The following is a 24,042-nucleotide window of genomic DNA, read 5'->3' as shown; positions in this document are numbered from 1 at the left end:
GATAATTCCCTGTCTTTGCTTGGACAAGCGATAGGCGGGTAGCACAATCAATCTCAAAATATAAAGTGTGTTAAGTCCATCACAAAATATTTAAAATTTCAAAAAAAACGTCAGTTTCTGCGGCGTGAAAGATGACGGGTGCCACCCTAGAGATTTCGCGCCGCAGGCAGACGGCAAACAAAAGAACCCGATGAGCTTACATAAGTAAGTGATTCGGGTGAATGAATGCAGCCAACGCACCTGCGGCGTGAAAGATGACGGGTGCCACCCTAGAGATTTCGCGCCGCAGGCAGACGGCAAACAAAAGAACCCGATGAGCTTACATAAGTAAGTGATTCGGGTGAATGAATGCAGCCAACGCACCTGCGGCGTGAAAGATGACGGGTGCCCCTAGGGGGAGCACCCGCCCCCTACTCACTCGGCTTTTTTCGCCGCCTGGATATACAGCATCTCCAGCGCCAAGGTAGCCGCCGCCAGCGCGGTGATTTGCGCCTGATCGTAGGCCGGAGCAACTTCGACCAGATCCATACCGACGATATTAAGCGATTGCAAACCACGCACGAGTTTGAGTGCGCGATCGGTGGTGAGTCCGCCGATCACTGGCGTGCCGGTACCCGGTGCGCTGGCGGGATCGAGGCAATCAATATCAAAGGTCAGATAAACCGGCATGTCGCCGACGATCTGTGTGATCTGGGCCAGGATGTCATCTACGCCACGATCGTTTACCTGCGCCGCATCCAACACGGTAAAGCCGTTATTTTTATCGTGTTCGGTACGAATGCCGATCTGCACCGAACGAGTCGGGTCGATCAAGCCTTCTTTTGGTGCATGATAAAACATGGTGCCGTGATCGAACTTGCTGCCATTGCTGTAAGTATCGGTATGGGCATCGAAATGCACCAGCGCCATTTTGCCAAAATGTTTGGCATGGGCGCGCAACAGCGGCAGAGTGACGTAGTGATCGCCGCCGAAGCAGAGCAGGCGTTTACCTGCCGCCAGTAGCCGTTCGGCATGGGACTGCAACTTGTCGCTCAGGTCCTGCGCATCGCCGAAATCAAAAACCACGTCGCCGCAGTCGACGATATTTAAACGCTCGCGTACATCAAAATCCCACGGCCAGCGGCAGCCTTCCCAGGCCAGGTTGGTGGAAACCTGGCGGATGGCCCCCGGCCCGTGACGGCTGCCGGAGCGACCGGATGTCGCCATATCAAATGGAATGCCGGTGATGACCCAATCGGCGTCGCTGTCGTAGGGGTTGAATTCCAAGGGCAAACGCAAAAAGCCAAAGGCGTTTGACACCAGGGAGTTGTCATATTGATGGCCCAGGGTGCTCATAGTCTTTCCTTTCTTATTCATCTTCAAGGTAAGTGTAACCGTACAGACCCGCTTCAAACTCTTCGAGGAATTCAGCTTGCAGGCTGCTGTCAAGATCGGTCTCTTTCACTTGATCGCGGAAACGGGTGAGTAATACCGCCGGATCCAGTTGCACGTATTGCAGCATGTCGGCCACCGAATCGCCTTCGTCGGATTCATTGAGCTCTACGCTGCCGTCTTTGAAGACAAACACGTCTACGGCGGCGGTATCACCGAACAAATTGTGCATATTACCCAGGATTTCCTGGTAAGCCCCAACCATGAAAAAGCCCAACAGCGGCGGGTTATCTACATCGTAAGGCGGCATCGGCATGGTGGTAGCGATACCGTCGCCGTCGATGTAATGGTCGATGGTACCGTCGGAATCACAGGTGATATCCAACAGTACTGCGCGACCTTCCGGCGGTTTATCCAGCCCTTCGAGCGGCAGCACCGGAAATAGCTGATCGATACCCCAGGCGTCCGGCATGGATTGGAACAGTGAAAAATTGACGTAGAGCTTATCCGCCATGCGCTCTTGCAGTTCATCGATAATCGGCCGGTGTGCGCGGTTGCTCGGGTCCAACTGGGTCTGGATCATACGGCAGATATTCAGATAAAGCTGCTCAGCCCAGGCGCGCTGGGTCAGATCGAGTATGCCATGGGTATACTGGGTATGAACATCATGCAAGTCCATCTGGCTATCATGCAGCCACTCGCGCAGCGAACGGCGGTTTTTCGGTTCCTGCATCTCCTGCCAGGTCTGCCACATGCTTTCTAACGCACGCGGAGCATCCTCGTCTGGCGCCAGCGGTTCGCAGAACTCATTGCGTTCTACGCCGATGACGTTGGAGACCAGCACCGTATGGTGGGCGGTGACGGCGCGGCCCGATTCGGTAATCACGGTGGGATGAGGCAATCCGTGCTCATTGCACGCATCACCAATGCCCCAAATCACGTTGTTAGCGTATTCATTCAGGCCATAGTTGGCGGAGCAGTCGGACTGCGAGCGGGTACCCTCGTAATCCACACCCAAACCGCCACCAACGTCAAAGCATTCAATATTCACGCCCAGACGGTGTAGTTCGACATAGAAACGTGCCGATTCGCGCACGCCGGAGGCGATGTCACGAATATTGGACAACTGGGAGCCTAAATGGAAATGCAGCAGTTGCAGACTCTCGAGACGACCTTTGCTGCGCAACAGTTCCACCAGTTGCAGCACTTGTATCGCCGCCAGGCCGAATTTGGACTTCTCACCGCCGCTGGACTGCCACTTACCGGAACCTTGGGACGCCAGACGCGCACGGACACCCAACCGAGGTACGACATTTAAACGCTCGGCTTCTTCCAGTACCAGTTTGATTTCGGTGAGTTTCTCAATCACCAGGTACACTTTGTGCCCCAACTTCTCGCCGATCAGCGCCAGGCGAATGTATTCACGATCCTTATAGCCATTGCAGACGATGACGGTGCGGGTCATGCCGGCATGGGCCAGTACCGCCATAAGCTCGGCCTTGGAACCGGCTTCCAGTCCCAGGGGTTCACCTGAGTTAATTAACGACTCGATCACTCGCCGGTGCTGGTTAACCTTGATGGGATAAACCAGAAAATAGTCGCCCTGATAACCAAACGATTCCCGGGCGCGCTTAAAGGCACCGTTGATGGAACGCAGTCGGTGCTGCAGGATTTGCGGAAAGCAAAACAGTGCAGGCAGCCGCTGACCGTCCTTTTGCCGCTCTTTAACCAGTTCAGCCAGATCGACCCGTGCCTCGGGGAAATCAGGATCCGGGCAAACGCTGATATGGCCTAATTCATTAACGTCAAAGTAGTTATTTCCCCAATAGGCGACATTATATGTCCGCATCATCCTGCTGGCGTCGCTGTCATTCATAGCGACCTCCTGCATCGAACGCAAATTTTCATGTGGCCCCATCAGATACGAACCCTGTTGCTTTTGATCATCAGACATGGCCTGCTTCTCCCTTACGGTGTTCGTTGCCGATCCCGTTCACCGATTTTACCGCGTGGAAACCACCGTTGATTGCGTGGTTATACTTGTGCGAGCCGCTCGCCGACGGTAACAAACGCCGCCGGGCGTACTGGGCATCCGGTACATCAGTACAGTAATTGTAAAACACCTTGATGAACTCCGTGAGACGGGATGGTAGTTACCCACTGAAATGGGTCGTGTGAATGGCCTGATGGCCCTGGATTAATTCCTGGGAGAGGGTTCGCCGGCCCTGGAATCTTGGGTCATGCCCTGGTGCCGATGGCAATATCGATGATATTGCTGGTAAAACCGCCATGACAGTGAAGAGTGCGCAGCGAGAATAGCGTCTGTTGGACGTGCCGAATCGTGATTCACTAAGGACCCGCTGGCGGTAGCCCGGAGAATGGCAAAGATAGAGAGGCGATCGACGACGATCGGAGAATTACACATCATTAACGGTGCCACCTCCCAATACCAACCGGCCTTGACGGACATGTTAGTCCGGAAAAAAGTTACCAAATGTAAATGAAAGACATTTACATTACGTTGTTCATGCGCGCGAATTTATACCGCCAACCCCGATAAAAAGCAAAAAATAATTTCACTTTGACCGATTTCCCCCCGCTCGCGTGAGCATGTTCAGTGGCTAAGCCAAAAAATTACTGGTAATTCCACAAGGGGGTGTCCTAGAATAGCCATCCAGAAGTTAATCCATCTAAATCGGATGGCCTAATGAATTTATTTACTGCTCACCAGCGGCATATCCGCGGGACTGCAGGACGCGTAACGCCATTATCAGGAAATCGCTTTCCCTGGTGGCTGGAATCACCGCTACGCAGTCATTTCTAACCCGTATTTTAAGGTAAAGAGACCGATGGCTAAACACCTATTTACATCCGAATCCGTTTCAGAAGGGCATCCTGATAAAATTGCGGATCAGATCTCCGATGCTGTACTTGATGCGATCCTGATACAGGATCCCAAAGCACGCGTGGCCTGTGAAACATTTGTAAAAACCGGAATGGTCTTGGTTGGCGGCGAAATCACCACCACCGCCTGGGTAGATATTGAAGAATTAACGCGTCGCACTATCCGCGATATTGGTTATATCAATTCAGATATGGGGTTCGACGCCAACTCGTGCGCCGTACTCAGCGCCATCGGTAAACAGTCGCCCGACATCAACCAGGGCGTGGATCGCAGTGACCCGCTTGAGCAGGGTGCCGGTGATCAGGGCCTGATGTTCGGTTATGCCACCAACGAGACCGAAGTATTGATGCCCGCACCGATCACTTACGCCCATCGCCTGGTGGCGCGGCAGTCGCAGGTACGTAAAAACGGCACCCTGCCCTGGCTACGCCCTGACGCGAAAAGCCAGGTCACCTTTGCTTACGACGATAACAAAATTGTCGGCATCGACGCGGTGGTATTATCCACTCAGCATTCAGAGGATGTGTCGCAGCGCGATCTGCAAGAAGCGGTCATGGACGAAATCATCAAACCGGTCCTGCCCGCAGAGTGGCTCACCGCGTCCACCAAGTATTTTATCAACCCAACCGGCCGGTTTGTCATCGGCGGGCCGATGGGCGACTGCGGTCTGACCGGACGTAAGATTATCGTCGACACCTACGGCGGTATGGCCCGTCACGGCGGCGGTGCATTTTCTGGCAAGGATCCGTCTAAAGTGGATCGCTCCGCTGCTTATGCCGCGCGGTACGTTGCTAAAAACATCGTTGCCGCAGGATTGGCCGATCGCTGTGAAATCCAGGTATCTTATGCCATTGGTATCGCGGAACCCACATCCATCAGCATCGAAACCTTCGGTACCGGCAACGTGTCCACAGACAAGCTGGCCCAACTGGTACGTGAGTTTTTCGACCTGCGCCCCTATGGCCTGATCACCATGTTGGATCTACTGCAGCCCATTTATCTGCAAACTGCAGCTTATGGCCATTTCGGTCGTGAGCATTTCCCGTGGGAAAAAACCGATAAAGCCGAACTGCTGCGCGACGCCGCCGGTTTAAAATAACACCACTACCAAACTTAATAGTTCGTCTACACTATATTAGCGGTGATCATTATGATCACCGCTTTTTTTAGCTATATTGAAAACGATTACATGTAAATATATCATTAAATATCATACATTTAGAGAGTGTCATTTATTGAAGAGAAACCTCATAACGTTTCGTTTTCAGTCGTATGTTATATAGACCTCTTCAGTGTCACGTACATTTAATCTAAAACACCGTTTTAGCTTAACAATGCACATTCACGCGGTCATTAATTCTGAAAAATTGGCATAAGTCTGTGTAAGCGATTACACAGATGTGATCTGGAGCACATTTTGCCCCTATGCGTTTACATAACATACACAATTAATAATTACGTAATAATTACGGGTTTTTAGAGAGGTACTATGAGTACTGCCAATGTGAGTACAAGCCAACCAAGGTCACGTCATTCCAATGCGCGTATCACCTTTTTTGTTTGTTTTATGGCCGCGCTTGCCGGTCTGCTGTTTGGCTTGGATATTGGTGTCATCGCGGGGGCGCTGCCGTTTCTAGCTGATGATTTTCAAATCACCGCTCATCAGCAAGAATGGGTGGTCAGTTCCATGATGTTTGGCGCCGCGATTGGTGCAGTGGGCGCAGGCTGGCTGTCGGCCAAACTCGGGCGTAGATACAGTTTGCTGATCGGTGCATCGCTGTTTGTCATTGGCTCGTTATGTTCCGCATTCGCACCAAACGTTGAATTTCTGGTGCTTGCCCGGGTAATTTTGGGCCTGGCGGTCGGTATTGCTTCTTTTACTGCACCACTCTATCTGTCGGAAATTGCACCGGAGAAGATTCGCGGCAGCATGATCTCCATGTACCAGTTGATGATCACCATCGGTATTTTGGCAGCCTACCTCTCGGACACCGGTTTTAGCTATAGCGGCTCTTGGCGTTGGATGCTGGGTATCATTACCATTCCAGCCGTCTTACTGTTTATCGGCGTATTATTCCTGCCCGGTAGCCCGCGCTGGCTGGCGACGAAAGGTCGTTATACCGAAGCACAAAAAGTGCTGAATATGCTGCGTGATACCTCGGAACAGGCCAAAAAGGAACTGGACGAGATTCGTGAAAGCCTCAAGGTCAAACAAAGTGGCTGGGCGCTGTTTACCAGTAATAGTAATTTCCGCCGCGCGGTTTATCTGGGTATCTTGTTGCAGGTGATGCAGCAGTTCACCGGGATGAACGTGATCATGTATTATGCGCCGAAAATCTTCGGTATTGCCGGTTTCTCCGGTACGGCAGAACAGATGTGGGGCACGGTCATTGTCGGTCTGGTGAATGTTCTGGCCACCTTTATTGCTATCGGCCTGGTCGATCGCTGGGGACGTAAACCGACCTTAAGACTGGGCTTCCTGGTGATGGCGGTGGGTATGGGCGTGCTGGGTACGTTGCTGCACCTGGGCGTTGAAACCGACTTTATGAAATACTTCGCCATCATTATGTTGATGATGTTTATCGTCGGTTTTGCCATGAGCGCCGGTCCGTTAATCTGGGTATTGTGTTCCGAAATACAGCCGCTAAAAGGCCGCGATTTTGGTATCACCGTCTCAACGGCCACCAACTGGATTGCCAATATGATCGTCGGCGCCACGTTCCTGACCATGCTTAATCAACTGGGCAACGCCAATACGTTCTGGGTTTACGCCGGACTGAATGTGCTGTTTATCCTGCTGACGTTCTGGCTGATCCCCGAAACCAAGAACATCTCGTTGGAACATATTGAACGCAACCTCATGACCGGTAAGCGCCTGCGCGACATCGGCGATAAAGACTAATGATATAACCCATCTCTCACGCTGCGAGCATCGCCAACACACTCGCAGCGTGAAAGATGAAGCTACCCAAAAGATTTCATGTTGCGAGCAGGCGGCAAACGAACGCACCCCGATGAGCTTACTCAAAAAAGTGATTCGGGTAAGAGAGTGCAGCCAACACACTCGCAGCGTGAAAGATGAAGCTACCCAAAAGATTTCATGTTGCGAGCAGGCGGCAAACGAACGCATCCCGATGAGCTTACTCAAAAAAGTGATTCGGGTAAGAGAGTGCAGCCAACACACTCGCAGCGTGAAAGATGAAGCTACCCAAAAGATTTCATGTTGCGAGCAGGCGGCAAGCGAACGCATCCCGATGAGCTTACTCAAAAAAGTGATTCGGGTAAGAGAGCGTAGCCAACACACTCGCAGCGTGAAAGATGAAGGGTATATTGCATCCCCCGCTCCCCCCAGTTAGTCTTGCTGCTATGAAACCGACTCATATTCCTATTGCTCTGCACCAAGCCGTTATGCAGTGTTTGCGCGCCAAACTACAGCAGGCCGATGCCTATTTTTCATGTCGTTTTCCCGAACCGGCGCTGTCTTACCGGCAACGCGGTACGATTGCCGGCACTGCGTGGCTGGAACAATGGGAAATTCGCTTAAATCCGGTGTTGCTGTTAGCCAATGAAGCGACGTTTATTGATGAAGTGATCCCGCATGAGTTGGCACATTTACTGGTTTATCGCCAGTTCGGCCGGGTGGCGCCCCACGGTCAGCAGTGGCGATGGATGATGTCCGAGGTGTTGTTGACCGAACCGCGGCGCACGCATAATTTTGATGTGGCGACGGTGCGGGCGACGACCTTCCACTATCGTTGTGGCTGTCAAAGCCATCATCTGACGGTGCGTCGCCATAACCGTGTGCTACGTGGCGAGGCACAATACCGCTGCCGTCATTGCGGCGATATACTGTGTTTCGCGCAATAGCGGAAAACGTCGCGGGCCTACCTGAATGGCGCCATGTAACCGGATGCAGCCATTGCGTGCCATTTCGCGACAAAACCTCATAGGGAAAGCGAATTTTTATCGCGTCGATTTGCTTGTGATGTCATGATTGATTACCCTGCGTGTTTTCATTAAAAGTCAGAATCGATGATGTTACGTGCGTGGTTTTATTTTCTTTATCTTTCCCTTATGCTGCTGCCGGCCGCTGCGACGGCGCAGGGCATAAATAATTTCAGTCAGGCGAAAGCGGCGGCGGTTATCATCAACCGTGACGCACCAGGTTCCTTTTATTGCGGCTGCAAAATCAGCTGGGAAGGGAAAAAAGGCACGCCGGACTTAGCCTCTTGCGGATATCAAGTGCGTAAAAGCGCGCAGCGTGCCAGCCGGATCGAATGGGAACATGTGGTACCGGCCTGGGAGTTTGGCCACCAGCACCAATGCTGGCAGGACGGCGGACGTAAAAATTGCAATAAAGACGCTGACTACCGCCAGATGGAAACCGACCTGCACAATCTGCAGCCGGCGGTGGGCGAGGTGAATGGCGATCGCGGCAATTTTCGCTATAGCCAGTGGCGCGGCGGGGAAGGCCAATACGGACAGTGTGCGATGAAAATCGATTTTAAGCATAAGCAGGCCGAACCGCCGTCCCGGGCGCGAGGGGCCATTGCCCGTACTTATTTTTACATGCGCGATCGCTACCAGCTCCGGCTTTCATCGCAGCAAACCCAACTGTTCGAGGTCTGGGATCGACAATATCCGGTGACCCCCTGGGAATGCGAGCGCAACCGGCGTATCGAATCCGTGCAGGGAAATGGCAATCCGTATATTCTAGCGGCTTGCCAACGATAACGCCGCTGGCCTACTCTCTATCCTTACCATCAGGACTGAAACGATATCAGCATGAGAATACCGCGTATTTATCATTCCACTCCGCTGCCGGCACAAGGTAGCGTCGAGCTAAGCGAAGATGCTGCTCATCACCTGACCCGCGTGTTACGCATGTCGGAAGGCCAGCTATTGCATTTATTCGACGGCAGTAATCATCTGTTTGAAGCGGAAATTGCGGTGGCGGGCAAGAAAAACCTGGTGGCCAATATCCTGGCCTCGCGCCCGGCAGATGTTGAATCACCGTTGCGTTTGCATCTGGGTCAGGTGATGTCACGCGGCGAAAAAATGGAATTCACCATCCAGAAATCCATCGAATTGGGTGTCAATGTCATTACCCCATTGTTTTCCGAGCGCTGCGGCATCAAGCTGGACGGTGAACGACTGGATAAAAAAATCCAGCAATGGCGGAAAATCGCCATTGCTGCCTGCGAGCAATGCGGGCGCAACAGCCTACCGCTGATTCGCGACGCCATGATCCTTGAAGACTGGTGCGCTGAACTTGATGACGGGCTAAAACTGAACCTGCATCCACGCGCCCAGCACAGTATCAACACCCTGCCGCTGCCGGTAGAAAACGTCCGGTTGCTGATAGGTCCCGAAGGCGGCTTGACCCATGAAGAAATAGCCATGACCACCCGCCATGGATTTACCGAAATCCAGCTAGGGCCTCGTGTGCTACGCACAGAAACTACTGCCCTCACCGCCATAACCGCGTTACAGGTGCGTTTTGGCGACCTGGGTTAAAGGAGAAAAAATGTTAAAGCTCGGCATTGTGATGGATCCGATTTCCGCCATCAATATCAAAAAAGATACCAGTTTTGCTATGCTGCTCGAAGCACAACGCCGCGGCTGGCAGATCCATTACATGGAGATGAGTTCGCTTTATCTGCGTGGCGGCGAAGCACGCGCCACCACCCGCCTACTGGCAGTAAAGCAGGACTATGACGAATGGTACAGTTTTCACGGCGAACAGGATATTGAACTGGGCGATCTCGACGTGATCCTGATGCGCAAAGATCCCCCGTTTGATACCGAGTTTATCTACGCCACCTATATTCTGGAGCGTGCCGAGGACCAAGGCACCCTTATCGTCAACAAACCGCGCAGCCTGCGCGACTGTAACGAAAAATTGTTCACCGCCTGGTTCGCCCAGCACACGCCGGACACGCTGGTCAGCCGGCGCGACGATCATATCCGGGCGTTTTGGCGCGAGCACGAGGATATCATCCTTAAACCCCTGGACGGTATGGGTGGGACGTCGATATTCCGGGTAAAAAAAGACGATCCCAATCTGTCGGTGATCATTGAAACCCTGACCGATAATGGCCAGCGTTTCTGCATGGCGCAAAATTTCCTGCCGGCCATTAAAGACGGCGACAAACGGGTGCTGGTGGTGGATGGCGAGCCGGTCCCTTATTGCCTGGCGCGGATCCCGAAAAGCGGTGAAACGCGCGGTAACCTGGCGGCGGGCGGACGGGGCGAAGCACGGCCACTGAGTGAAAGTGACTGGAAAATCGCCCGTGACGTTGCCCCGGTGCTCAAAGAAAAAGGACTGATTTTTGTCGGTCTGGATATTATCGGCGACAAACTCACGGAGATTAACGTCACCAGCCCCACTTGTGTGAGAGAGATAGAAGCCGCCTTTCCAATCTCCATTACCGGTATGCTGATGGATGCCATCGAACGGCGTCTGAGTCAAGGCAAACGCTGATTTTACCCTGGCTGTGAGCGGATTTTGCTCGCAGCCAGTGACTTATCACTCGTTTACCCGCATACTACACGTCGACTATTTATTACTCTATTTGCCATAAAAACAGAATGAATTTACAGCATCACTTTCTTATTGCCATGCCCTCGCTACAAGACCCTTTATTCAAACGCGCGGTAATTTATATCTGCGAGCATAATGATGACGGGGCCATGGGGCTGGTTATCAATAAACCCGTTGATCAATTTACCGTTGAAAACGTCTTGGATAAACTCAAGATCATGCCGGCGGAGCGCGATCCTTCCATTAGCCTGGATACACCGGTGTTTGCCGGCGGTCCGTTGGCGGACGATCGTGGATTTATCCTGCATACGCCTTGTGAAGGTTTCGGATCGAGCATCAGCATTTCTGAAGACACCATGATCACCACCTCCAAGGATGTGCTGGAAACATTAGGCACCCCTAGCCAGCCACATAACGTGCTGGTGGCCTTGGGTTATGCCGGGTGGGAAAAAGGCCAGCTAGAACAAGAACTGCTGCAGAATGCCTGGCTGACCTCTCCCGCCGACAGCCAAATCCTGTTTAATACGCCCATCGCCGCGCGCTGGCGTGACGCGGCCAGGAAATTAGGTATTGATATCCATAACATCGCCACCGAAGCGGGCCATGCATAATGACTAACCGTACCATGATGGCGTTTGATTTCGGTACCAGAAGCATCGGCGTGGCGATCGGCCAAGAAGTTACCTGTACCGCACGGCCACTGACGGCATTCAAAGCCCAGGAGGGCATACCCGACTGGCAACAGGTGGATAAATTATTGCAAGAATGGCAGCCGGACGTGATTGTCGTGGGGCTGCCGCTGAATATGGACGGTAGCGAACAACCGCTGACCGCGCGGGCGCGTAAATTCGCCAGCCGCCTGCACGGTCGTTTCGGATTTGAAGTGGTGCTGCACGATGAACGCTTAAGCACCGTCGAAGCGCGGGCCGGCCTGTTCGAGCGCGGTGGTTACCGCGCATTAAACAAAGGCCGGATTGACGCAGGTTCCGCCGTGGTGATCCTGGAAAGCTGGTTTGAACAGCTGCTGGCCGTGCGCCATCCTCACTCCAGATAAAATAACGGGCTCAGCTCGGCGCTTACCGGGCTGTTATCCGCATTGGCCGGCATGACATCGGTCATGTGCCGCCACCAACGCTGACAAATCTCGGTATTAGCCACGGCGTTCCAACGTTCCTCGGATTCGATCTCCACATACGCCAACAGCAGATGGCGCTGCTCATCAAGAAAAATACTGTAGTGATGAGCACCATGGCTTTTCAGGGTCTGTTCCAGTTCAGGCCAGATGGGATTATGCCGGCGCCGGTACTCCTCATGGGCGTCGGGATTGACCTGCATAACAAAGGCTTTTCTGATCATAAGGCCTACTCTGTGGTTTATCACTGCAAAGAGGGGGATCTGCCGAACGCTACTCGACGTCCAGCGCTGCCGCCATCGGTGTAACACCAAAACGACGCCCCAGGGCAATCAGCTCATCGCGGCTGATGGTTTGTTTTTTCCCACCCATCGAGCGCACCTTAACCATGATCTCCGCCGATTTTTCCGCTGTATCGATCAGCCCAAAAGCATCGTCCAGCGTCGGGCCACTGGCAAAAATACCGTGGAATGGCCATAACACCAGCGGATGCGAACGCATTTGCTCTGCGGTGGCAGCGCCAATACCGTCGGTGCCGGGAACCATCCAGGGCACAATGCCCACGCCGTCGGGGAACACCACCAAACATTCGGTACTGCCTTCCCACAATTCACGGGTGAAATGCGCACTATCGAGTTCCAAAACGTAACTTAAGGCAATCAAATTAGTGGCATGGCAATGCATAATCACCCGGTTGGCGTCTTGGGTTATCTGTTTACGCACTACATGGGACTGAAAGTGCGAGGCCAGCTCCGAGGTTGGCAAACCGCCGGCGGTCAGTCCCCAGAGAATGCGGTAAGCATCCCCGGTATGATTGACCTGCAGCAATACCAGGTTATCCGAGGGCGAAATCTGCACGTTACGAAAAAACTTACCCGAGCCGGTGACCAGAAAAAACGTATCGGCCAATTCCGGTACCGGATCGGTTAACACTTCGGTGCGCGGTTGGGGACTGAGCTCCCCAAGATAAGGCGCCACGTCTTCGGGGGTCAGACGTAAGCTAACATTGCCACCATTGCGTTCATCCCAGCCTTTAAGCCACATATCAGTGGTGGCTTTGACCATTCCCTGCACAAACCAGGAAGTTAATATTGTTTGCATTATTGGTTATCCTTAGCGTGCGCGTAAAGTAGAGCTTTCATATTCACGTACCGGTTGCAGCCAATCGCTGCCCACCGGCGTGTCATGCGACTGACAATACTTATCCCACACCGCCTGCCAGGGCAGTGATTTCTGCTCTTCGAGCAATGCCAGACGCGCCGTATAGTCGCCTTGTTGTTCCAACAGGCGCAGTTCTTCGGTAGGCTCCAGCAACGCCCGTAGCAGCGCCTTTTTCATATTGCGGGTACCGATAACCCAGGCGGCAATGCGGTTAATCGACGCATCGAAGAAATCCAGGCCAATATGCACGCGGTTGAATAATTTCTGACGAACAATTTCGTTGGCAATAGCCTGCGTTTCATCATCAAGCAGCACCACATGATCGCTGTCCCAACGAACCGGGCGACTCACATGCAACAGCAGACGCGGGACAAATAAGATCGCGGCGGAAATCTTATCGGAGATCACTTCGGTAGGATGGAAATGACCGGCATCCAGGCACAGTGCCGTCCCCCGACTGGCGGCATAACCCAGATAGAATTCACTCGACCCCACGGTATAACTTTCAGCACCGATGCCAAATAACTTGCTCTCCACGGCGTCGATATGGTATTTGGCGTCGAATTTTTCTTCCATGATGGCATCCAGGGCTGACAGCAGCCGTTGGCGTGGTGCCAGACGATCGATGGTCATATCTTTCATGCCATCCGGAATCCAGATATTCATCACCGATGGGGTGCCCAACTCGCGGCCAAAATAGGCTGAAATACGACGACTGGCCTGGCAATGCTCAATCCAGAACTGGCGGATCTTTTCGTCGGTGTGGGACAAGGTAAAACCGTCCGCACTGAGCGGGTGGGAGAAACAGGTAGGATTAAAATCGAGTCCCAGCTGATGTTCACGCGCCCAGCTAACCCAACGGGCAAAATGTTTGGGCTCAATGTGGTTGCGTTCAACCTTACCTTCAGCTTCCAGGTAGATGGCATGCAGGTTCAGCCGTTTCGGCCCGGGGATCAGGCTAAACGCCATTTCCAAATCGGTCCGTAGCTCCTCGGCATTGCGGGCCTTACCCAGGTAGTTGCCGGTGGCCTGTATACCGCCGGTCAATGCGCCACCGGTGTTTTCAAAACCGGTGACGTCATCACCCTGCCAACAATGCATGGATACCGGCAGGGTATCAAGTAGTTCGAGGGCGCCATCGACGTTGACATCGATATCGGCAAATCTTTGTTTGGCCAGTTGCCAAGCTTGTTCAACGGATAAGCTCATGATAACAATTCCTCTTGATGATGGCAGCGCGCCACAAAACGGTGCCAATAAGTCAAAAATAACAATCAGGAAGCGACAAAGGAAAGAGACGTATTGATGGTTTAAGCACCGGTAAGACCATAATGAAAATGCCCCCTTTCATCCTATGACTGCAGTGTAGGAAGTTATTCATTCCGCTACCTTCCGGTGAATGCCATGGGTTTCATTGCGGTGGCAGAATCGTCAAGGTGAATGTGAAACGGATCACAAAATCATGCGGAATATAACGAATGGCCGTGGTCAAAAATAATAAGTAAGACCTGTGATCAATCCCGCAATTTTGATTATTACCCCGCTAATCTTAAAAAAAACGCGGCAATACGCCCACTGACGGTCATTTATTCAAGGTTTATTCTCCTCATCGCGACTTATTATGAAAGCCCGTTAAATGGTGAGGATAAAAATATGACCCGACTGTATGCCGAGAACTTTTTTAGTTCAGAAGACGCCACAGTAACCATTGAACCCCGCCTGCCCCAGGTTGCCTTCCCGGAGCATTACCATGACTTCTGGGAAATTCTGCTGGTGGAAAAGGGATCGGGCATTCACGTGCTTAATGATCAGCCTTATGTCTTGGGCAGTGGCTCGGTGTGTTTTATCCGGGCTGACGATCATCATTTATTTGAAAATGTCGATGACCTCAATTTGATCAATATTCTCTACCGCGCACCGAGTAAATTTCATTATCTCGCCGATATTAGCCGTTTTTTACCCGCCAAAGATGCACAGGGAGGCCAGGTAAACTGGCAGATTAATCATGCCGGCATGCAGCAGGCCAAGCGTTTTATCCAGACGCTCACCGAACTCACGACGGACACGTCGCCGGAAGGCATCGCGGCCAGCGAAGGACAATTTTTGCAGTTATTGATCATGTTGCGCCACAGTTGCTTTCAAGCGCAGGGCGAAGGAGGGGGTGAGGCACGTCTGCAGGGATTGCTGAGCTGGTTACAGCACAATTTTTGCAATGATGTCGATTGGCTGGTGCTGGCCGAGCAGTTTTCACTGCCGCTTCGCACGCTACATCGCCAGTTAAAACAGCGGACCGGCATGACGCCACAGCGTTACCTTAATCGCCTACGCCTGCTGGAAGCCCGCAAACGTCTGCAACAAAGCGATAAAACCATTACTGAAATTGCCCATGCCTGTGGTTTTAGTGACAGTAATCATTTTTCCACCCAGTTTCGGCGCGAATTTTCCCATTCTCCCAAAACCATCCGCAAAGGTGAACAGTAACCCTTACCCCACGATCCAAAGCTGACAACTGCTGCCTGTTTCAATTTTTTTATGTTGACATCATGCCATCATATCTCACCTTATAATGATGCTTAGGGCCCTAATTGTGTCTCACCTAAAGCTGGCGACCACCGATTATTTCCTGTCAGATAAGCATGCCATCACGGTGGCCGACCGACATCCTCAGCCGGAATTCGCTACCCATAGCCATGACTTTAATGAACTGGTGATCGTCTGGCGCGGCAACGGTCTGCATATCCTTAATGACGTTCATTACACCATCACCTGCGGCGATGTTTTTTATATTAACGCCGACGATCATCACAGCTACGAATCGGTCAACGCGCTAGAGCTGGATAATATTCTTTATAACCGCCAGCGGTTGACCCTCGGTGCCGACTGGGATCGATTATTGCCCGACGCGGGCACCGACCAGCGCCAGCGCTACTGGCGATTAGGCACCCCGGGGATGTCGGTATTGCGCCAACAGGTGGATGCATTGGCCGACGAATGCATGAAAACCGATCCTCTGTCGGCGCTACTTAGCGAAGCGCTTTTTCTGCAGGTCAGTCTGCTACTGATGCGTTTTCGCCACGCCCCCGACAGCCCGTTATTATCCGATGCCGAGCAACTGGATTTATTACTGATGGCGCTGCGTGTCAGCATTGATCAGCAATTTAAATTAGACGACTTTTGCCAGCAATATCACTTAAACGCCCGCAGTCTAAAACAATTGTTTAAGCAGCAGACCGGCATGGGGGTCAATCAATACCTGCGACAGTTGAGGTTATGCAAAGCCATGGATTTACTCAGGCATGGCCAGCAAACCATTGGTGAAGTGGCCGCGTGCTGTGGTTTTGAAGACAGCAACTATTTTTCCGTGGTATTTAACCAATCGGTTGGGGTAGCGCCTCGGGAATACCGCCAACGCTTTCAAAAAAACCTGGCGGCTGAACACATTATACGATCGTGAGTGTGCAACCCCGGTCCACTGTTTTAACATCACCCGACAATTTTCCACCCAAAACATCATCGTGCCTATGGCGCATCCCACTGATATGCGTATTGCATATTGCATATTGCATATTGCATATTGCGTATTGCATATTGCATATTGCATATTGCATATTGCATATTGCATATTGCGTATTGCGTATTGCGTATTGCGTAGGGATATTCCAGACAGAAAAGAAAAACAGCAAAAAAAAACCATCACGCCGTCAACAACAGAAAATAAAGTATTATTATTTCATAAAATAAATGTATTTTACGTATTAAAAAAACAGTAATGATTATTTCCCCGGGAAATACCAGGATATGCACTACGTTATTTTGCAAAAATATCCGTGGTTATCTTAATCACCGCCGCGCGAAGAAAAACCGACCGATCACGGATAAAACCGCAGCAAAACCCAGGTTCGGCCATGTCTATCTCGTCGGCTGCTGCAATAGGTCAGTTTTTGCTTGGTTGCTGGGTCGCCGGCGGGGTCACTGGCGTCACGGTTTTTTTGACATCTTTGCTATTGAAATACCACACGCCTAAGGCGATGGCGATAAATATCCAGGTGATTTTTCTCATGGTGTCTCTTGTGCTGTGCGGTGTTATACCGAAAATTTGCCTGATTTTATACCAAAACCGGGGAGTCGAACAGTTGCATGCCCTGCCCTTTGCCGGTTTGCAACAACGCCGGCAATAGGTGGGTTTTGCCGTCGCGAATCAGGTTACGCACCGCCGGGGTAGCCACCATCAGCTCAAACAACGCCCGCCGCCCTCCTTCGGGCCTGGCCACCAGTTGTTGCGCCATAATCGCCACCAGACTGCCGGCCAACAGACTGCGGACAAACCCCTGCTCTCCCGCGCCAAACCCATCCACTAGCCGATCCACCGCCTGGGCCGCGTGACGGGCATGCAGCGTCGCCAACACCAGATGGCCGGTTTCAGCTGCGGTAAGCGCCAGGCGAATACTGGGCGGATCCCGCAGTTCGCCTAACAAGACGATATCCGGATCCTCGCGCAGCACCGCCCGCAGTCCGCTGGCAACATCGGGACAGTGCACCCCGATTTCCCGCTGCTGGATCAGGCTGTGTCGGCAACGGTGGAGATATTCGATCGGGTCTTCCAGCGTAATAATATGCACCCGGTGATGCTCATTGAGATGGTCCAACATCGCCGCCAGCGAGCTGGACTTGCCGCTGCCGGTGGCACCGGTCACCAACAGCAGCCCCTGCCGTTTGGACAGCAGCCCGGCGATCGACGCCGGCAGCGCCAGCGTCGCAAGCGTAGGACACTGCGCCGGGATCAGACGAAAGGCGACGGAGACCCCGCTTTGCTGGCGAAAAAAATGCCCCCGCGCCCGTTGGCCCTGGGGAAAGGTCACGGCACAATCGGCTTGGCCGGTCAACGCCAGCGCCCGGCGGCCGTGGGTATCCAGATATTCCCCGCCGCAGTGATCGACCCACGTCGCCGCCACCAATTCCTGGTTATCCAGACGGCGCAGAACACCGTCGATACGCATGATCGGTATCTGACCAGGACAAAGGTGCAGATCGGAGGCATTATGCTTTACACTAAGGGCCACCAGTTGGTTAATATCCATATGATCTCCTGACACCATGAGTGGCATCTCTGGAAAGATTCATGGGCGACAGCGACGAGAACCATCAAGCCATGAGCACTATTGAACAAAATCTACAGCAGGTAATCGGACTTATCTCATCCACTGCACATCAATGTGGCCGCGATCCGCAAGAAATCACGCTGCTTGCGGTAAGCAAAACCAAACCTGTGACGGCGATTGAAGCGGCCATTGCCGCTGGGCAAAGAGCGTTTGGTGAAAATTATGTTCAGGAAGGGGTGGAAAAAATTGTCTATTTTCAGCAACAGCGGATCACCCCGCCACTGAGCTGGCATTTCATCGGTCCGCTGCAATCGAATAAAAGCCGTTTGGTGGCGGAGAATTTCGACTGGATGCATACCCTGGATCGCCCTCAGTTGGCCCGGCGACTCAACGACCAGCGTCCGCAAGGGTTGTCGCCACTGAATGTGCTGATTCAAATCAATATCAGTGGTGAGCACAGCAAATCAGGCTTAGCGCCGGCGCAACTTGGTGAGTTGGTATCACAGGTGGTGGAACTGCCCCGGCTGCGCTTACGCGGCCTGATGGCCATCCCCGCGCCGGAGCCGGATTATCAGCGGCAACTCGCGGTTTTCCAACAAATGGCCGCCTTGTTTACTGATTTGCAGCGCCAACTGCCGGGAATTGATACCTTATCGTTGGGAATGACCGACGATATGCCAGCAGCCGTCGTGGCCGGCAGCACTATGGTGCGCATCGGCACCGCCATTTTTGGCGCCAGGAACCTATAAGTGACAAGCACGTCGACCGCCTACACATCATAAGAGGAACAGCATGCAACAGCGTAAAATGACTTTTATCGGCGCGGGCAATATGGCCCAGGCCATCGTCGCCGGTCTGGTTTCCAACGGCTATCCGGCTGAGTTAATCACCCTGTGCGCCCCGTCGGCCACCCGCCGTGATGCCATGGCCGAAAAGTACGGGGTCCACAGCAGCGCTGATAATGCCGCTGGCGCCGCTCAGGCAGAGGTGGTGGTGCTGGCGGTAAAACCCCAGTTGATGGCCGAGGTTTGCCAGCAGTTGGCCCAGAGTGTGGATTTTTCCGGCAAACTGGTGCTTTCCATTGCGGCGGGTGTTACCGTAACCCGGTTTAATGCCTTGCTCGGCGAACCGTTGAATTTGGTACGCATTATGCCCAACACCCCGTCGTTGGTAGGCAAAGGCATGAGCGGTCTTTACGCCCCGGCGCACATCAGCCAGAGCGACCGCGATTTCACCGCCGACCTGATGGGTGCCGTGGGTGAAATCTGCTGGGTGGATCAGGAAAGCGGAATCAACGGCGTTATCGCCGCCGCGGGCAGCGCACCGGCCTATTTTTTCCTGTTGATGGAAGCTATGCAGCACGAAGCGGTAAAACAAGGTTTCGACCAAGACACGGCAAGCTTGCTGGTCAGGCAGGCCGCCAGCGGCGCCGCCGAACTGGCCCAGGCAAATGCGGACATCCCGTTTGCTCAGCTGCGGCAAAATGTGACCTCCAAAGGCGGAACCACGGCCGCTGCGCTGGACGTATTCAATCAGCATCAGTTGGGGAAAACCGTTGCGGATGCGATGCAAGCCGCGGTCACGCGCGCTGAAGAAATGGAAAAATTATTCTGATTTTTTTCGCCATAACAATACTTTTTAACCTTAATTAAGGACACGACCCCCCTATGCTGACGCTGACGTTTCTGGTCAATACGCTAATTGATTTGTATATCATGGTGCTACTGCTGCGCATCTGGATGCAATGGGCGCGCTGCGATTTCTATAATCCGTTTTCCCAATTTATCGTCAAAGTCACCCAACCGGTGATTAAACCCATGCGGCGGATGATCCCATCCATCGGACCGATGGATACCGCCTCCCTGCTCCTGGCGTTTATTCTGGCCACCGTGAAATTCCCCTTGGAAATGCTGATCCAGCTTGGCGGCATCTCAGCCGATCCCGTCTATCTGCTGGTGGGTTTGCTGACTTTGATAAAGGCCGCCGGCCGATTGATATTCTGGGTGATTATCATCCGCTCCCTGATGAGCTGGATTAGCCAGGGTCGCAGCCCAATGGATCAGGTACTCGGCCAACTCAGCGAACCGATGATGGCGCCGATACGTCGGGTCATCCCGGCCATGGGGGGGATTGATTTCTCCGCTATGGTGGTGATCCTGATCCTGTACGCCTTTAACTATCTGGGCATGGATCTGTTTCCTGCCATCTGGTTCCGCCTATGAGTTATGCCTGGCGCGACGCAGACGACGTGGTGCTACGCCTTTATATTCAGCCGAAAGCCAGTGGCGATCGGATCCTCGGCCCGCACGGCGATGAAATAAAGGTCACCATAGTCGCGCCACCGGTGGACGGCCAGGCTAACCAACATCTGCTGCGGTTTATCGCCAAGCAATTTGGTGTGGCCAAGAGCCTGGTCAATATTGAAAAAGGCGAACAGGGTCGCCATAAACAGCTGCGGGTCGCGGCACCACGGCGCATTCCGGAGGTTATCAGCCTATTGCTGGCGGAGGCCTCACCCGCGCCGGATTCTGACAACATGATTACTGCGGAAAAAAAACATGCAAAAAGTGGTACTGGCGACCGGTAATGCCGGCAAGGTGGCCGAGCTGGCGAGCCTATTGGCGGACTTCGGTCTGGCGGTGACGGCGCAGACCGATCTGGGGGTCGGCTCGGTAGAAGAGACCGGACTGACCTTTATTGAAAATGCCCTTATCAAAGCCCGTCACGCCGCCGCCGTCACCGGTTTACCGGCCATCGCCGATGACTCCGGCCTGGCGGTGGATTGCCTGGGCGGCGCGCCGGGGATCTATTCCGCCCGTTACGCCGGGATTGCCGCCAGCGACCAGCAAAACCTGGATAAATTGCTGGACGCGATGAAAGCGGTACCGGACGAACAGCGCGCGGCCAGCTTTCACTGCGTACTGGTCTATCTGCGCCATGCCGATGATCCCATTCCCTTGGTCTGTCACGGCAGCTGGCGTGGCGTGATTGCCCGAACGGCAACGGGCGCCGGCGGTTTTGGCTACGATCCGGTATTTTATCTGCCGAATTTAGCCTGCAGCGCGGCACAACTCAGCCGCGAGCAAAAACAGCGCATCTCCCATCGCGGCCAAGCGCTGACCCTGTTGCTGGATGGCTTGCGTCATGGTTAAACTGCCACCGTTAAGTCTGTATATCCATATTCCTTGGTGTGTGCAAAAGTGTCCGTATTGCGATTTTAATTCCCATGCGCTAAAGGGCGAGGTACCCCATGAGGAGTATGTCGATCATCTGCTGGCGGATCTGGATGCGGATGTGGCCTACACCGGCGGTCGGGAAATTAGCACGATCTTTATCGGCGGCGGCACCCCCAGCCTGCTTAGCGCCGCCGCGATGCAGCATTTGCTGGACGGTGTGCGTCGCCGGCTGCCGCTGAACGCGGCGGCGGAAATCACCATGGAGGCCAATCCCGGTACCGTAGAGGCCGACCGTTTTCTCGGTTATCAACAGGCCGGGGTCAATCGCATTTCCATCGGGGTGCAAAGCTTCGATGCACAAAAATTACAGCGTTTAGGGCGTATCCATGGCCCAGAAGAGGCACAGCGGGCAGCGCGCCTGGCCGCCGGTCTGGGACTGCGCAGTTTTAACCTCGATCTGATGCACGGCCTGCCGGACCAGCAACTGGATCAAGCCCTCGACGATCTGCGCCAGGCAGTGGCCCTGCGCCCGCCGCACCTTTCCTGGTATCAGTTAACCATTGAACCCAATACGCTGTTTGGCTCGCGCCCACCGGTACTGCCCGATGATGATGCGCTATGGGATATCTACCAGCAGGGCAATGTTTTGCTCGCCGCCGCCGGTTACCGGCAATATGAAACCTCAGCTTATGCCCAACCCGGTTTTGAGTGTCAGCACAATCTCAATTATTGGCGTTTTGGTGACTATCTCGGCATTGGCTGCGGCGCGCATGGCAAACTGACCCAGGTGGACGGCGGCGTGTTGCGCACCGTCAAGGTGCGCCACCCACGCGGCTATATGCAGGGAAAATATCTCGATAAACGCTACCGGGTCGAGGCGGCCGATTTACCCTTCGAGTTTTTTATGAACCGCTTTCGGCTGCTGGAGCCAACACCGCGTCATGAATACCCCGACTTTACCGGTCTGGATGAACGCGGGGTACGCAACGCGCTGGATCAGGCGCTGGCCGGCGGTTATATCACCGAAAGCCAGACCGAATGGTGCATCACGGAAAAAGGCAAACTGTTCCTTAACCCACTATTGGAACTGTTTATGGAATAAGCGCCGCGCCGGATTATTTCGGCAAGGCCTTCATCAGGTCAACACGCTGACGCTCCAGCGTGGTCACGCGCTGACAGACCTGGTGACCAAACTGCTCAAATTCCTGCTGCTGATTACTCCACTCCGCCTGAATCGCCTGCTGCAAATTACCCAGGTTGCCCATCACCGCCTGCAGCGGATTGTTGCCGCTGGCGGCGTCGAGGGTTTGTTTTACCCCCATTTCGTTCAGACTGTCCTGCACCACCCCACCCATGCTTTGCTGCACGATACGTTGGCCATCTTCCCGTACCTGGTCAATCGCCTGGTGATGGAACGCCAGTCCCTCGCTGCGATGTTCGAGAATACGGTTCATTTGCTGTTTGAGCTGCTGGTCAAGCGTGGTAAGCCGCTCGCGCACGTGACTGTCTTTCCCCAGTTGACGCACGATCACCTGATCAAGGGCGGCACGGCCTTTTTCCAAATGCGCCTGGGCACCTTGATCAATCCAGGGCAGATCCCGGCGAACTGCCGCCTGATAATCCTCCGCCTGCCGACGCTGATTGGCATCCAGATCCAGCGGCTGATCGGCGCGTGTCACACTGCCGTCGCGCCCAATGGTGAGATTACCGCTGGCGCCGACCACCCGAACCTGCTGTGCGCTAATAAAAATATCGTCCTGCGGTTTAACCCGGCATTGGTAATCAGCCTGTGCCTGCCAGGCCGTGAACATCAAAATAGCCAGAACTGCTTTGCGTAGCATAGACTCTCCAAAAGAAACAGGGTCTGTTGGTTATCAGACCGTTTTTTCAAACATTAAATCCCAAACGCCATGCCCTAATCGTTGGCCACGCTGTTCAAACTTGGTCAAGGGCCTAAATTCAGGGCGGGGAACGTAATCTCCCTGAGCGGATAAATTGCGGTATCCGTCCGCCTCGCGCATCACCGCCAGCATATGCTCGGCGTAAGGCTGCCAGTCGGTGGCCATATGAAAGATCCCGCCGAGCTGCAGCTTTTGCCGCAACAGTTCAACAAACGGCCCCTGCACGATACGACGTTTATTATGGCGGGCTTTATGCCACGGATCGGGGAAAAACAACTGCACCAGCGCCAGGCTGTTATCGGGGATCATATTGACCAGGGCTTCCACCGCGTCGTGGCACATCACCCGCAGATTATCGATACCGGCCTCACGGGCACTCAGCAAACAGGCGCCGACACCCGGCAAATGCACCTCAATACCCAGGAAATTATGCTGGGGATGGGCGGCCGCCATTTGCACCAGCGAGGCGCCCATGCCAAACCCGATTTCCAAGGTGAGCGGCGCGTCACGCCCAAACAGTGCGCTAAAATCCGCCGAGCCGGCCTGGTACTCCACACCCATCAACGGCCACAACGTATCCAGCGCCTGCTGCTGGCCCTTGGTTAACCGGCCCTGGCGACGGACAAAGCTGCGAATGCGCCGTAACGGACGCCCCTGTTCATCAAATTCGTGCGAAATCACTTCATTGGTCATAGTCGTTTCGTTTTGTGCAAATTGAAAGGCAATCGCGCATTATGCAAAGATAGCGTTGAT

27 protein-coding genes and 1 pseudogene are annotated in these 24,042 nt (G+C 53.6%); 17 read left to right on the top strand and 11 right to left on the bottom strand.

The window, feature by feature from the left end:
* Positions 1-414: 414 nt before the first annotated feature.
* The 4 genes from speB to SJI19_RS14365 form a co-directional block, all read right to left on the bottom strand.
* On the bottom strand, positions 415-1,335 hold the full coding sequence (gene speB / locus SJI19_RS14380; RefSeq protein ID WP_323478950.1) for an agmatinase: 921 nt from the start codon (positions 1,333-1,335) through the stop codon (positions 415-417).
* A gap of 13 nt (positions 1,336-1,348) precedes the next feature.
* On the bottom strand, positions 1,349-3,325 hold the full coding sequence (speA, locus tag SJI19_RS14375; RefSeq protein ID WP_323478949.1) for a biosynthetic arginine decarboxylase: 1,977 nt from the start codon (positions 3,323-3,325) through the stop codon (positions 1,349-1,351).
* Positions 3,318-3,494: a hypothetical protein gene (locus SJI19_RS14370; RefSeq protein WP_323478948.1), complete on the bottom strand. Its 177-nt coding sequence runs from the start codon at positions 3,492-3,494 to the stop codon at positions 3,318-3,320. The genes speA and SJI19_RS14370 overlap by 8 nt, the downstream gene beginning before the upstream one ends.
* A gap of 74 nt (positions 3,495-3,568) precedes the next feature.
* A complete protein-coding gene (locus SJI19_RS14365) occupies positions 3,569-3,799 on the bottom strand; it encodes a hypothetical protein (RefSeq protein ID WP_323478947.1) in 231 nt (76 codons plus the stop codon).
* Between the two features lie 421 nt (positions 3,800-4,220).
* On the opposite strand from SJI19_RS14365, the gene metK reads away from it, so the two are divergent.
* From metK to ruvX, 9 genes are all read left to right on the top strand, one after another.
* Complete coding sequence (gene metK / locus SJI19_RS14360; protein WP_323478946.1) at positions 4,221-5,375, top strand: methionine adenosyltransferase; 1,155 nt, start codon at positions 4,221-4,223, stop codon at positions 5,373-5,375.
* A 390-nt stretch (positions 5,376-5,765) separates the two neighbouring features.
* Positions 5,766-7,178 carry a sugar porter family MFS transporter gene (locus SJI19_RS14355; RefSeq protein ID WP_416347550.1) on the top strand — a complete coding sequence of 471 codons (1,413 nt, stop codon included), beginning with the start codon at positions 5,766-5,768 and terminating at the stop codon, positions 7,176-7,178.
* A gap of 112 nt (positions 7,179-7,290) precedes the next feature.
* On the top strand, positions 7,291-7,632 hold the full coding sequence (locus SJI19_RS14350) for a hypothetical protein (protein WP_323478945.1): 342 nt from the start codon (positions 7,291-7,293) through the stop codon (positions 7,630-7,632).
* Positions 7,633-7,642: 10 nt separating this feature from the next.
* The gene (locus SJI19_RS14345) at positions 7,643-8,143 is read left to right on the top strand and encodes a SprT family zinc-dependent metalloprotease (RefSeq protein ID WP_323478944.1); all 501 of its coding nucleotides are present in this window, start codon (positions 7,643-7,645) and stop codon (positions 8,141-8,143) included.
* Between the two features lie 168 nt (positions 8,144-8,311).
* On the top strand, positions 8,312-9,010 hold the full coding sequence (gene endA / locus SJI19_RS14340) for a deoxyribonuclease I (protein ID WP_323479009.1): 699 nt from the start codon (positions 8,312-8,314) through the stop codon (positions 9,008-9,010).
* Between the two features lie 51 nt (positions 9,011-9,061).
* Positions 9,062-9,793, top strand: a complete 732-nt coding sequence (gene rsmE, locus SJI19_RS14335; RefSeq protein ID WP_323478943.1) for a 16S rRNA (uracil(1498)-N(3))-methyltransferase — start codon at positions 9,062-9,064, stop codon at positions 9,791-9,793.
* 10 nt (positions 9,794-9,803) lie between these two features.
* Positions 9,804-10,760 carry a glutathione synthase gene (gene gshB, locus SJI19_RS14330; protein ID WP_323478942.1) on the top strand — a complete coding sequence of 319 codons (957 nt, stop codon included), beginning with the start codon at positions 9,804-9,806 and terminating at the stop codon, positions 10,758-10,760.
* 107 nt (positions 10,761-10,867) lie between these two features.
* Positions 10,868-11,431 carry a YqgE/AlgH family protein gene (locus SJI19_RS14325; protein ID WP_323478941.1) on the top strand — a complete coding sequence of 188 codons (564 nt, stop codon included), beginning with the start codon at positions 10,868-10,870 and terminating at the stop codon, positions 11,429-11,431.
* On the top strand, positions 11,431-11,874 hold the full coding sequence (ruvX, locus tag SJI19_RS14320) for a Holliday junction resolvase RuvX (RefSeq protein WP_323478940.1): 444 nt from the start codon (positions 11,431-11,433) through the stop codon (positions 11,872-11,874). Before SJI19_RS14325 ends, ruvX begins: the two co-directional genes overlap by 1 nt.
* Here ruvX and rhaM read toward each other — a convergent pair.
* Genes rhaM through SJI19_RS14305 form a run of 3 tightly spaced genes read right to left on the bottom strand, consistent with a single transcriptional unit; the run spans position 11,862 to position 14,322 of the window.
* Positions 11,862-12,176: an L-rhamnose mutarotase gene (rhaM, locus tag SJI19_RS14315; protein WP_323478939.1), complete on the bottom strand. Its 315-nt coding sequence runs from the start codon at positions 12,174-12,176 to the stop codon at positions 11,862-11,864. The genes ruvX and rhaM overlap by 13 nt on opposite strands.
* A gap of 49 nt (positions 12,177-12,225) precedes the next feature.
* Entirely contained in the window at positions 12,226-13,053 is an 828-nt protein-coding gene (rhaD, locus tag SJI19_RS14310; RefSeq protein ID WP_323478938.1) for a rhamnulose-1-phosphate aldolase, read from the bottom strand.
* A gap of 12 nt (positions 13,054-13,065) precedes the next feature.
* On the bottom strand, positions 13,066-14,322 hold the full coding sequence (locus SJI19_RS14305) for an L-rhamnose isomerase (protein ID WP_323478937.1): 1,257 nt from the start codon (positions 14,320-14,322) through the stop codon (positions 13,066-13,068).
* A 444-nt stretch (positions 14,323-14,766) separates the two neighbouring features.
* Between SJI19_RS14305 and rhaS the strand changes: the two genes are divergently transcribed.
* Positions 14,767-15,594, top strand: coding sequence for an HTH-type transcriptional activator RhaS (rhaS, locus tag SJI19_RS14300; protein WP_323478936.1), 828 nt, complete (start codon positions 14,767-14,769; stop codon positions 15,592-15,594).
* An 88-nt stretch (positions 15,595-15,682) separates the two neighbouring features.
* Positions 15,683-16,567 carry an HTH-type transcriptional activator RhaR gene (gene rhaR / locus SJI19_RS14295; RefSeq protein ID WP_323479008.1) on the top strand — a complete coding sequence of 295 codons (885 nt, stop codon included), beginning with the start codon at positions 15,683-15,685 and terminating at the stop codon, positions 16,565-16,567.
* 480 nt (positions 16,568-17,047) lie between these two features.
* On the opposite strand, the gene SJI19_RS14290 is transcribed toward rhaR, so the two are convergent.
* Together SJI19_RS14290 and SJI19_RS14285 are read right to left on the bottom strand one after the other, a co-directional pair.
* Positions 17,048-17,173 carry a hypothetical protein gene (locus tag SJI19_RS14290; RefSeq protein ID WP_323478935.1) on the bottom strand — a complete coding sequence of 42 codons (126 nt, stop codon included), beginning with the start codon at positions 17,171-17,173 and terminating at the stop codon, positions 17,048-17,050.
* 46 nt (positions 17,174-17,219) lie between these two features.
* Positions 17,220-18,191 carry a PilT/PilU family type 4a pilus ATPase gene (locus tag SJI19_RS14285; protein ID WP_323478934.1) on the bottom strand — a complete coding sequence of 324 codons (972 nt, stop codon included), beginning with the start codon at positions 18,189-18,191 and terminating at the stop codon, positions 17,220-17,222.
* A 71-nt stretch (positions 18,192-18,262) separates the two neighbouring features.
* On the opposite strand from SJI19_RS14285, the gene SJI19_RS14280 reads away from it, so the two are divergent.
* The 6 genes and pseudogenes from SJI19_RS14280 (at position 18,263) to hemW (ending at position 22,490) form a co-directional block, all read left to right on the top strand.
* The gene (locus SJI19_RS14280; protein WP_323479007.1) at positions 18,263-18,961 is read left to right on the top strand and encodes a YggS family pyridoxal phosphate-dependent enzyme; all 699 of its coding nucleotides are present in this window, start codon (positions 18,263-18,265) and stop codon (positions 18,959-18,961) included.
* A gap of 43 nt (positions 18,962-19,004) precedes the next feature.
* A complete protein-coding gene (proC, locus tag SJI19_RS14275) occupies positions 19,005-19,826 on the top strand; it encodes a pyrroline-5-carboxylate reductase (protein ID WP_323478933.1) in 822 nt (273 codons plus the stop codon).
* Between the two features lie 53 nt (positions 19,827-19,879).
* Positions 19,880-20,434: a YggT family protein gene (locus SJI19_RS14270; protein WP_323478932.1), complete on the top strand. Its 555-nt coding sequence runs from the start codon at positions 19,880-19,882 to the stop codon at positions 20,432-20,434.
* Positions 20,431-20,715, top strand: a pseudogene (locus tag SJI19_RS14265) (DUF167 domain-containing protein); the annotation flags it as partial. The gene SJI19_RS14270 and the pseudogene SJI19_RS14265, both read left to right, overlap by 4 nt.
* A 55-nt stretch (positions 20,716-20,770) precedes the next feature.
* Positions 20,771-21,364 carry an RdgB/HAM1 family non-canonical purine NTP pyrophosphatase gene (gene rdgB / locus SJI19_RS14260; protein WP_323478931.1) on the top strand — a complete coding sequence of 198 codons (594 nt, stop codon included), beginning with the start codon at positions 20,771-20,773 and terminating at the stop codon, positions 21,362-21,364.
* Positions 21,357-22,490, top strand: a complete 1,134-nt coding sequence (hemW, locus tag SJI19_RS14255; RefSeq protein ID WP_323478930.1) for a radical SAM family heme chaperone HemW — start codon at positions 21,357-21,359, stop codon at positions 22,488-22,490. Before rdgB ends, hemW begins: the two co-directional genes overlap by 8 nt.
* A gap of 13 nt (positions 22,491-22,503) precedes the next feature.
* Here the strand turns inward: hemW and SJI19_RS14250 are convergent, their stop codons facing one another.
* Positions 22,504-23,229, bottom strand: a complete 726-nt coding sequence (locus SJI19_RS14250; protein ID WP_323478929.1) for a DUF2884 domain-containing protein — start codon at positions 23,227-23,229, stop codon at positions 22,504-22,506.
* A 33-nt stretch (positions 23,230-23,262) separates the two neighbouring features.
* Complete coding sequence (gene trmB / locus SJI19_RS14245; RefSeq protein WP_323478928.1) at positions 23,263-23,982, bottom strand: tRNA (guanosine(46)-N7)-methyltransferase TrmB; 720 nt, start codon at positions 23,980-23,982, stop codon at positions 23,263-23,265.
* Between the last annotated feature and the right edge of the window lie 60 nt (positions 23,983-24,042).

This window comes from Acerihabitans sp. TG2, assembly GCF_035013185.1.
Lineage (GTDB): Bacteria > Pseudomonadota > Gammaproteobacteria > Enterobacterales > Enterobacteriaceae > Acerihabitans.
Note: the sequence above shows the minus strand (reverse complement) of the source record. Positions and strands in the feature narration are given on the sequence as shown.

What these genes read in the sequence shown, in the direction of transcription:
- speB (WP_323478950.1), bottom strand. Translation starts at nt 1,335, where the DNA reads ATGAGCACCCTGGGCCATCAATATGACAACTCCCTGGTGTCAAACGCC.
- speA (WP_323478949.1), bottom strand. Translation starts at nt 3,325, where the DNA reads ATGTCTGATGATCAAAAGCAACAGGGTTCGTATCTGATGGGGCCACAT.
- SJI19_RS14365 (WP_323478947.1), bottom strand. Translation starts at nt 3,799, where the DNA reads ATGATGTGTAATTCTCCGATCGTCGTCGATCGCCTCTCTATCTTTGCC.
- metK (WP_323478946.1), top strand. Translation starts at nt 4,221, where the DNA reads ATGGCTAAACACCTATTTACATCCGAATCCGTTTCAGAAGGGCATCCT.
- SJI19_RS14355 (WP_416347550.1), top strand. Translation starts at nt 5,766, where the DNA reads ATGAGTACTGCCAATGTGAGTACAAGCCAACCAAGGTCACGTCATTCC.
- SJI19_RS14350 (WP_323478945.1), top strand. Translation starts at nt 7,291, where the DNA reads ATGAGCTTACTCAAAAAAGTGATTCGGGTAAGAGAGTGCAGCCAACAC.
- SJI19_RS14345 (WP_323478944.1), top strand. Translation starts at nt 7,643, where the DNA reads ATGAAACCGACTCATATTCCTATTGCTCTGCACCAAGCCGTTATGCAG.
- endA (WP_323479009.1), top strand. Translation starts at nt 8,312, where the DNA reads ATGTTACGTGCGTGGTTTTATTTTCTTTATCTTTCCCTTATGCTGCTG.
- rsmE (WP_323478943.1), top strand. Translation starts at nt 9,062, where the DNA reads ATGAGAATACCGCGTATTTATCATTCCACTCCGCTGCCGGCACAAGGT.
- gshB (WP_323478942.1), top strand. Translation starts at nt 9,804, where the DNA reads ATGTTAAAGCTCGGCATTGTGATGGATCCGATTTCCGCCATCAATATC.
- SJI19_RS14325 (WP_323478941.1), top strand. Translation starts at nt 10,868, where the DNA reads ATGAATTTACAGCATCACTTTCTTATTGCCATGCCCTCGCTACAAGAC.
- ruvX (WP_323478940.1), top strand. Translation starts at nt 11,431, where the DNA reads ATGACTAACCGTACCATGATGGCGTTTGATTTCGGTACCAGAAGCATC.
- rhaM (WP_323478939.1), bottom strand. Translation starts at nt 12,176, where the DNA reads ATGATCAGAAAAGCCTTTGTTATGCAGGTCAATCCCGACGCCCATGAG.
- rhaD (WP_323478938.1), bottom strand. Translation starts at nt 13,053, where the DNA reads ATGCAAACAATATTAACTTCCTGGTTTGTGCAGGGAATGGTCAAAGCC.
- SJI19_RS14305 (WP_323478937.1), bottom strand. Translation starts at nt 14,322, where the DNA reads ATGAGCTTATCCGTTGAACAAGCTTGGCAACTGGCCAAACAAAGATTT.
- rhaS (WP_323478936.1), top strand. Translation starts at nt 14,767, where the DNA reads ATGACCCGACTGTATGCCGAGAACTTTTTTAGTTCAGAAGACGCCACA.
- rhaR (WP_323479008.1), top strand. Translation starts at nt 15,683, where the DNA reads ATGCTTAGGGCCCTAATTGTGTCTCACCTAAAGCTGGCGACCACCGAT.
- SJI19_RS14290 (WP_323478935.1), bottom strand. Translation starts at nt 17,173, where the DNA reads ATGAGAAAAATCACCTGGATATTTATCGCCATCGCCTTAGGCGTGTGG.
- SJI19_RS14285 (WP_323478934.1), bottom strand. Translation starts at nt 18,191, where the DNA reads ATGGATATTAACCAACTGGTGGCCCTTAGTGTAAAGCATAATGCCTCC.
- SJI19_RS14280 (WP_323479007.1), top strand. Translation starts at nt 18,263, where the DNA reads ATGAGCACTATTGAACAAAATCTACAGCAGGTAATCGGACTTATCTCA.
- proC (WP_323478933.1), top strand. Translation starts at nt 19,005, where the DNA reads ATGCAACAGCGTAAAATGACTTTTATCGGCGCGGGCAATATGGCCCAG.
- SJI19_RS14270 (WP_323478932.1), top strand. Translation starts at nt 19,880, where the DNA reads ATGCTGACGCTGACGTTTCTGGTCAATACGCTAATTGATTTGTATATC.
- rdgB (WP_323478931.1), top strand. Translation starts at nt 20,771, where the DNA reads ATGCAAAAAGTGGTACTGGCGACCGGTAATGCCGGCAAGGTGGCCGAG.
- hemW (WP_323478930.1), top strand. Translation starts at nt 21,357, where the DNA reads ATGGTTAAACTGCCACCGTTAAGTCTGTATATCCATATTCCTTGGTGT.
- SJI19_RS14250 (WP_323478929.1), bottom strand. Translation starts at nt 23,229, where the DNA reads ATGCTACGCAAAGCAGTTCTGGCTATTTTGATGTTCACGGCCTGGCAG.
- trmB (WP_323478928.1), bottom strand. Translation starts at nt 23,982, where the DNA reads ATGACCAATGAAGTGATTTCGCACGAATTTGATGAACAGGGGCGTCCG.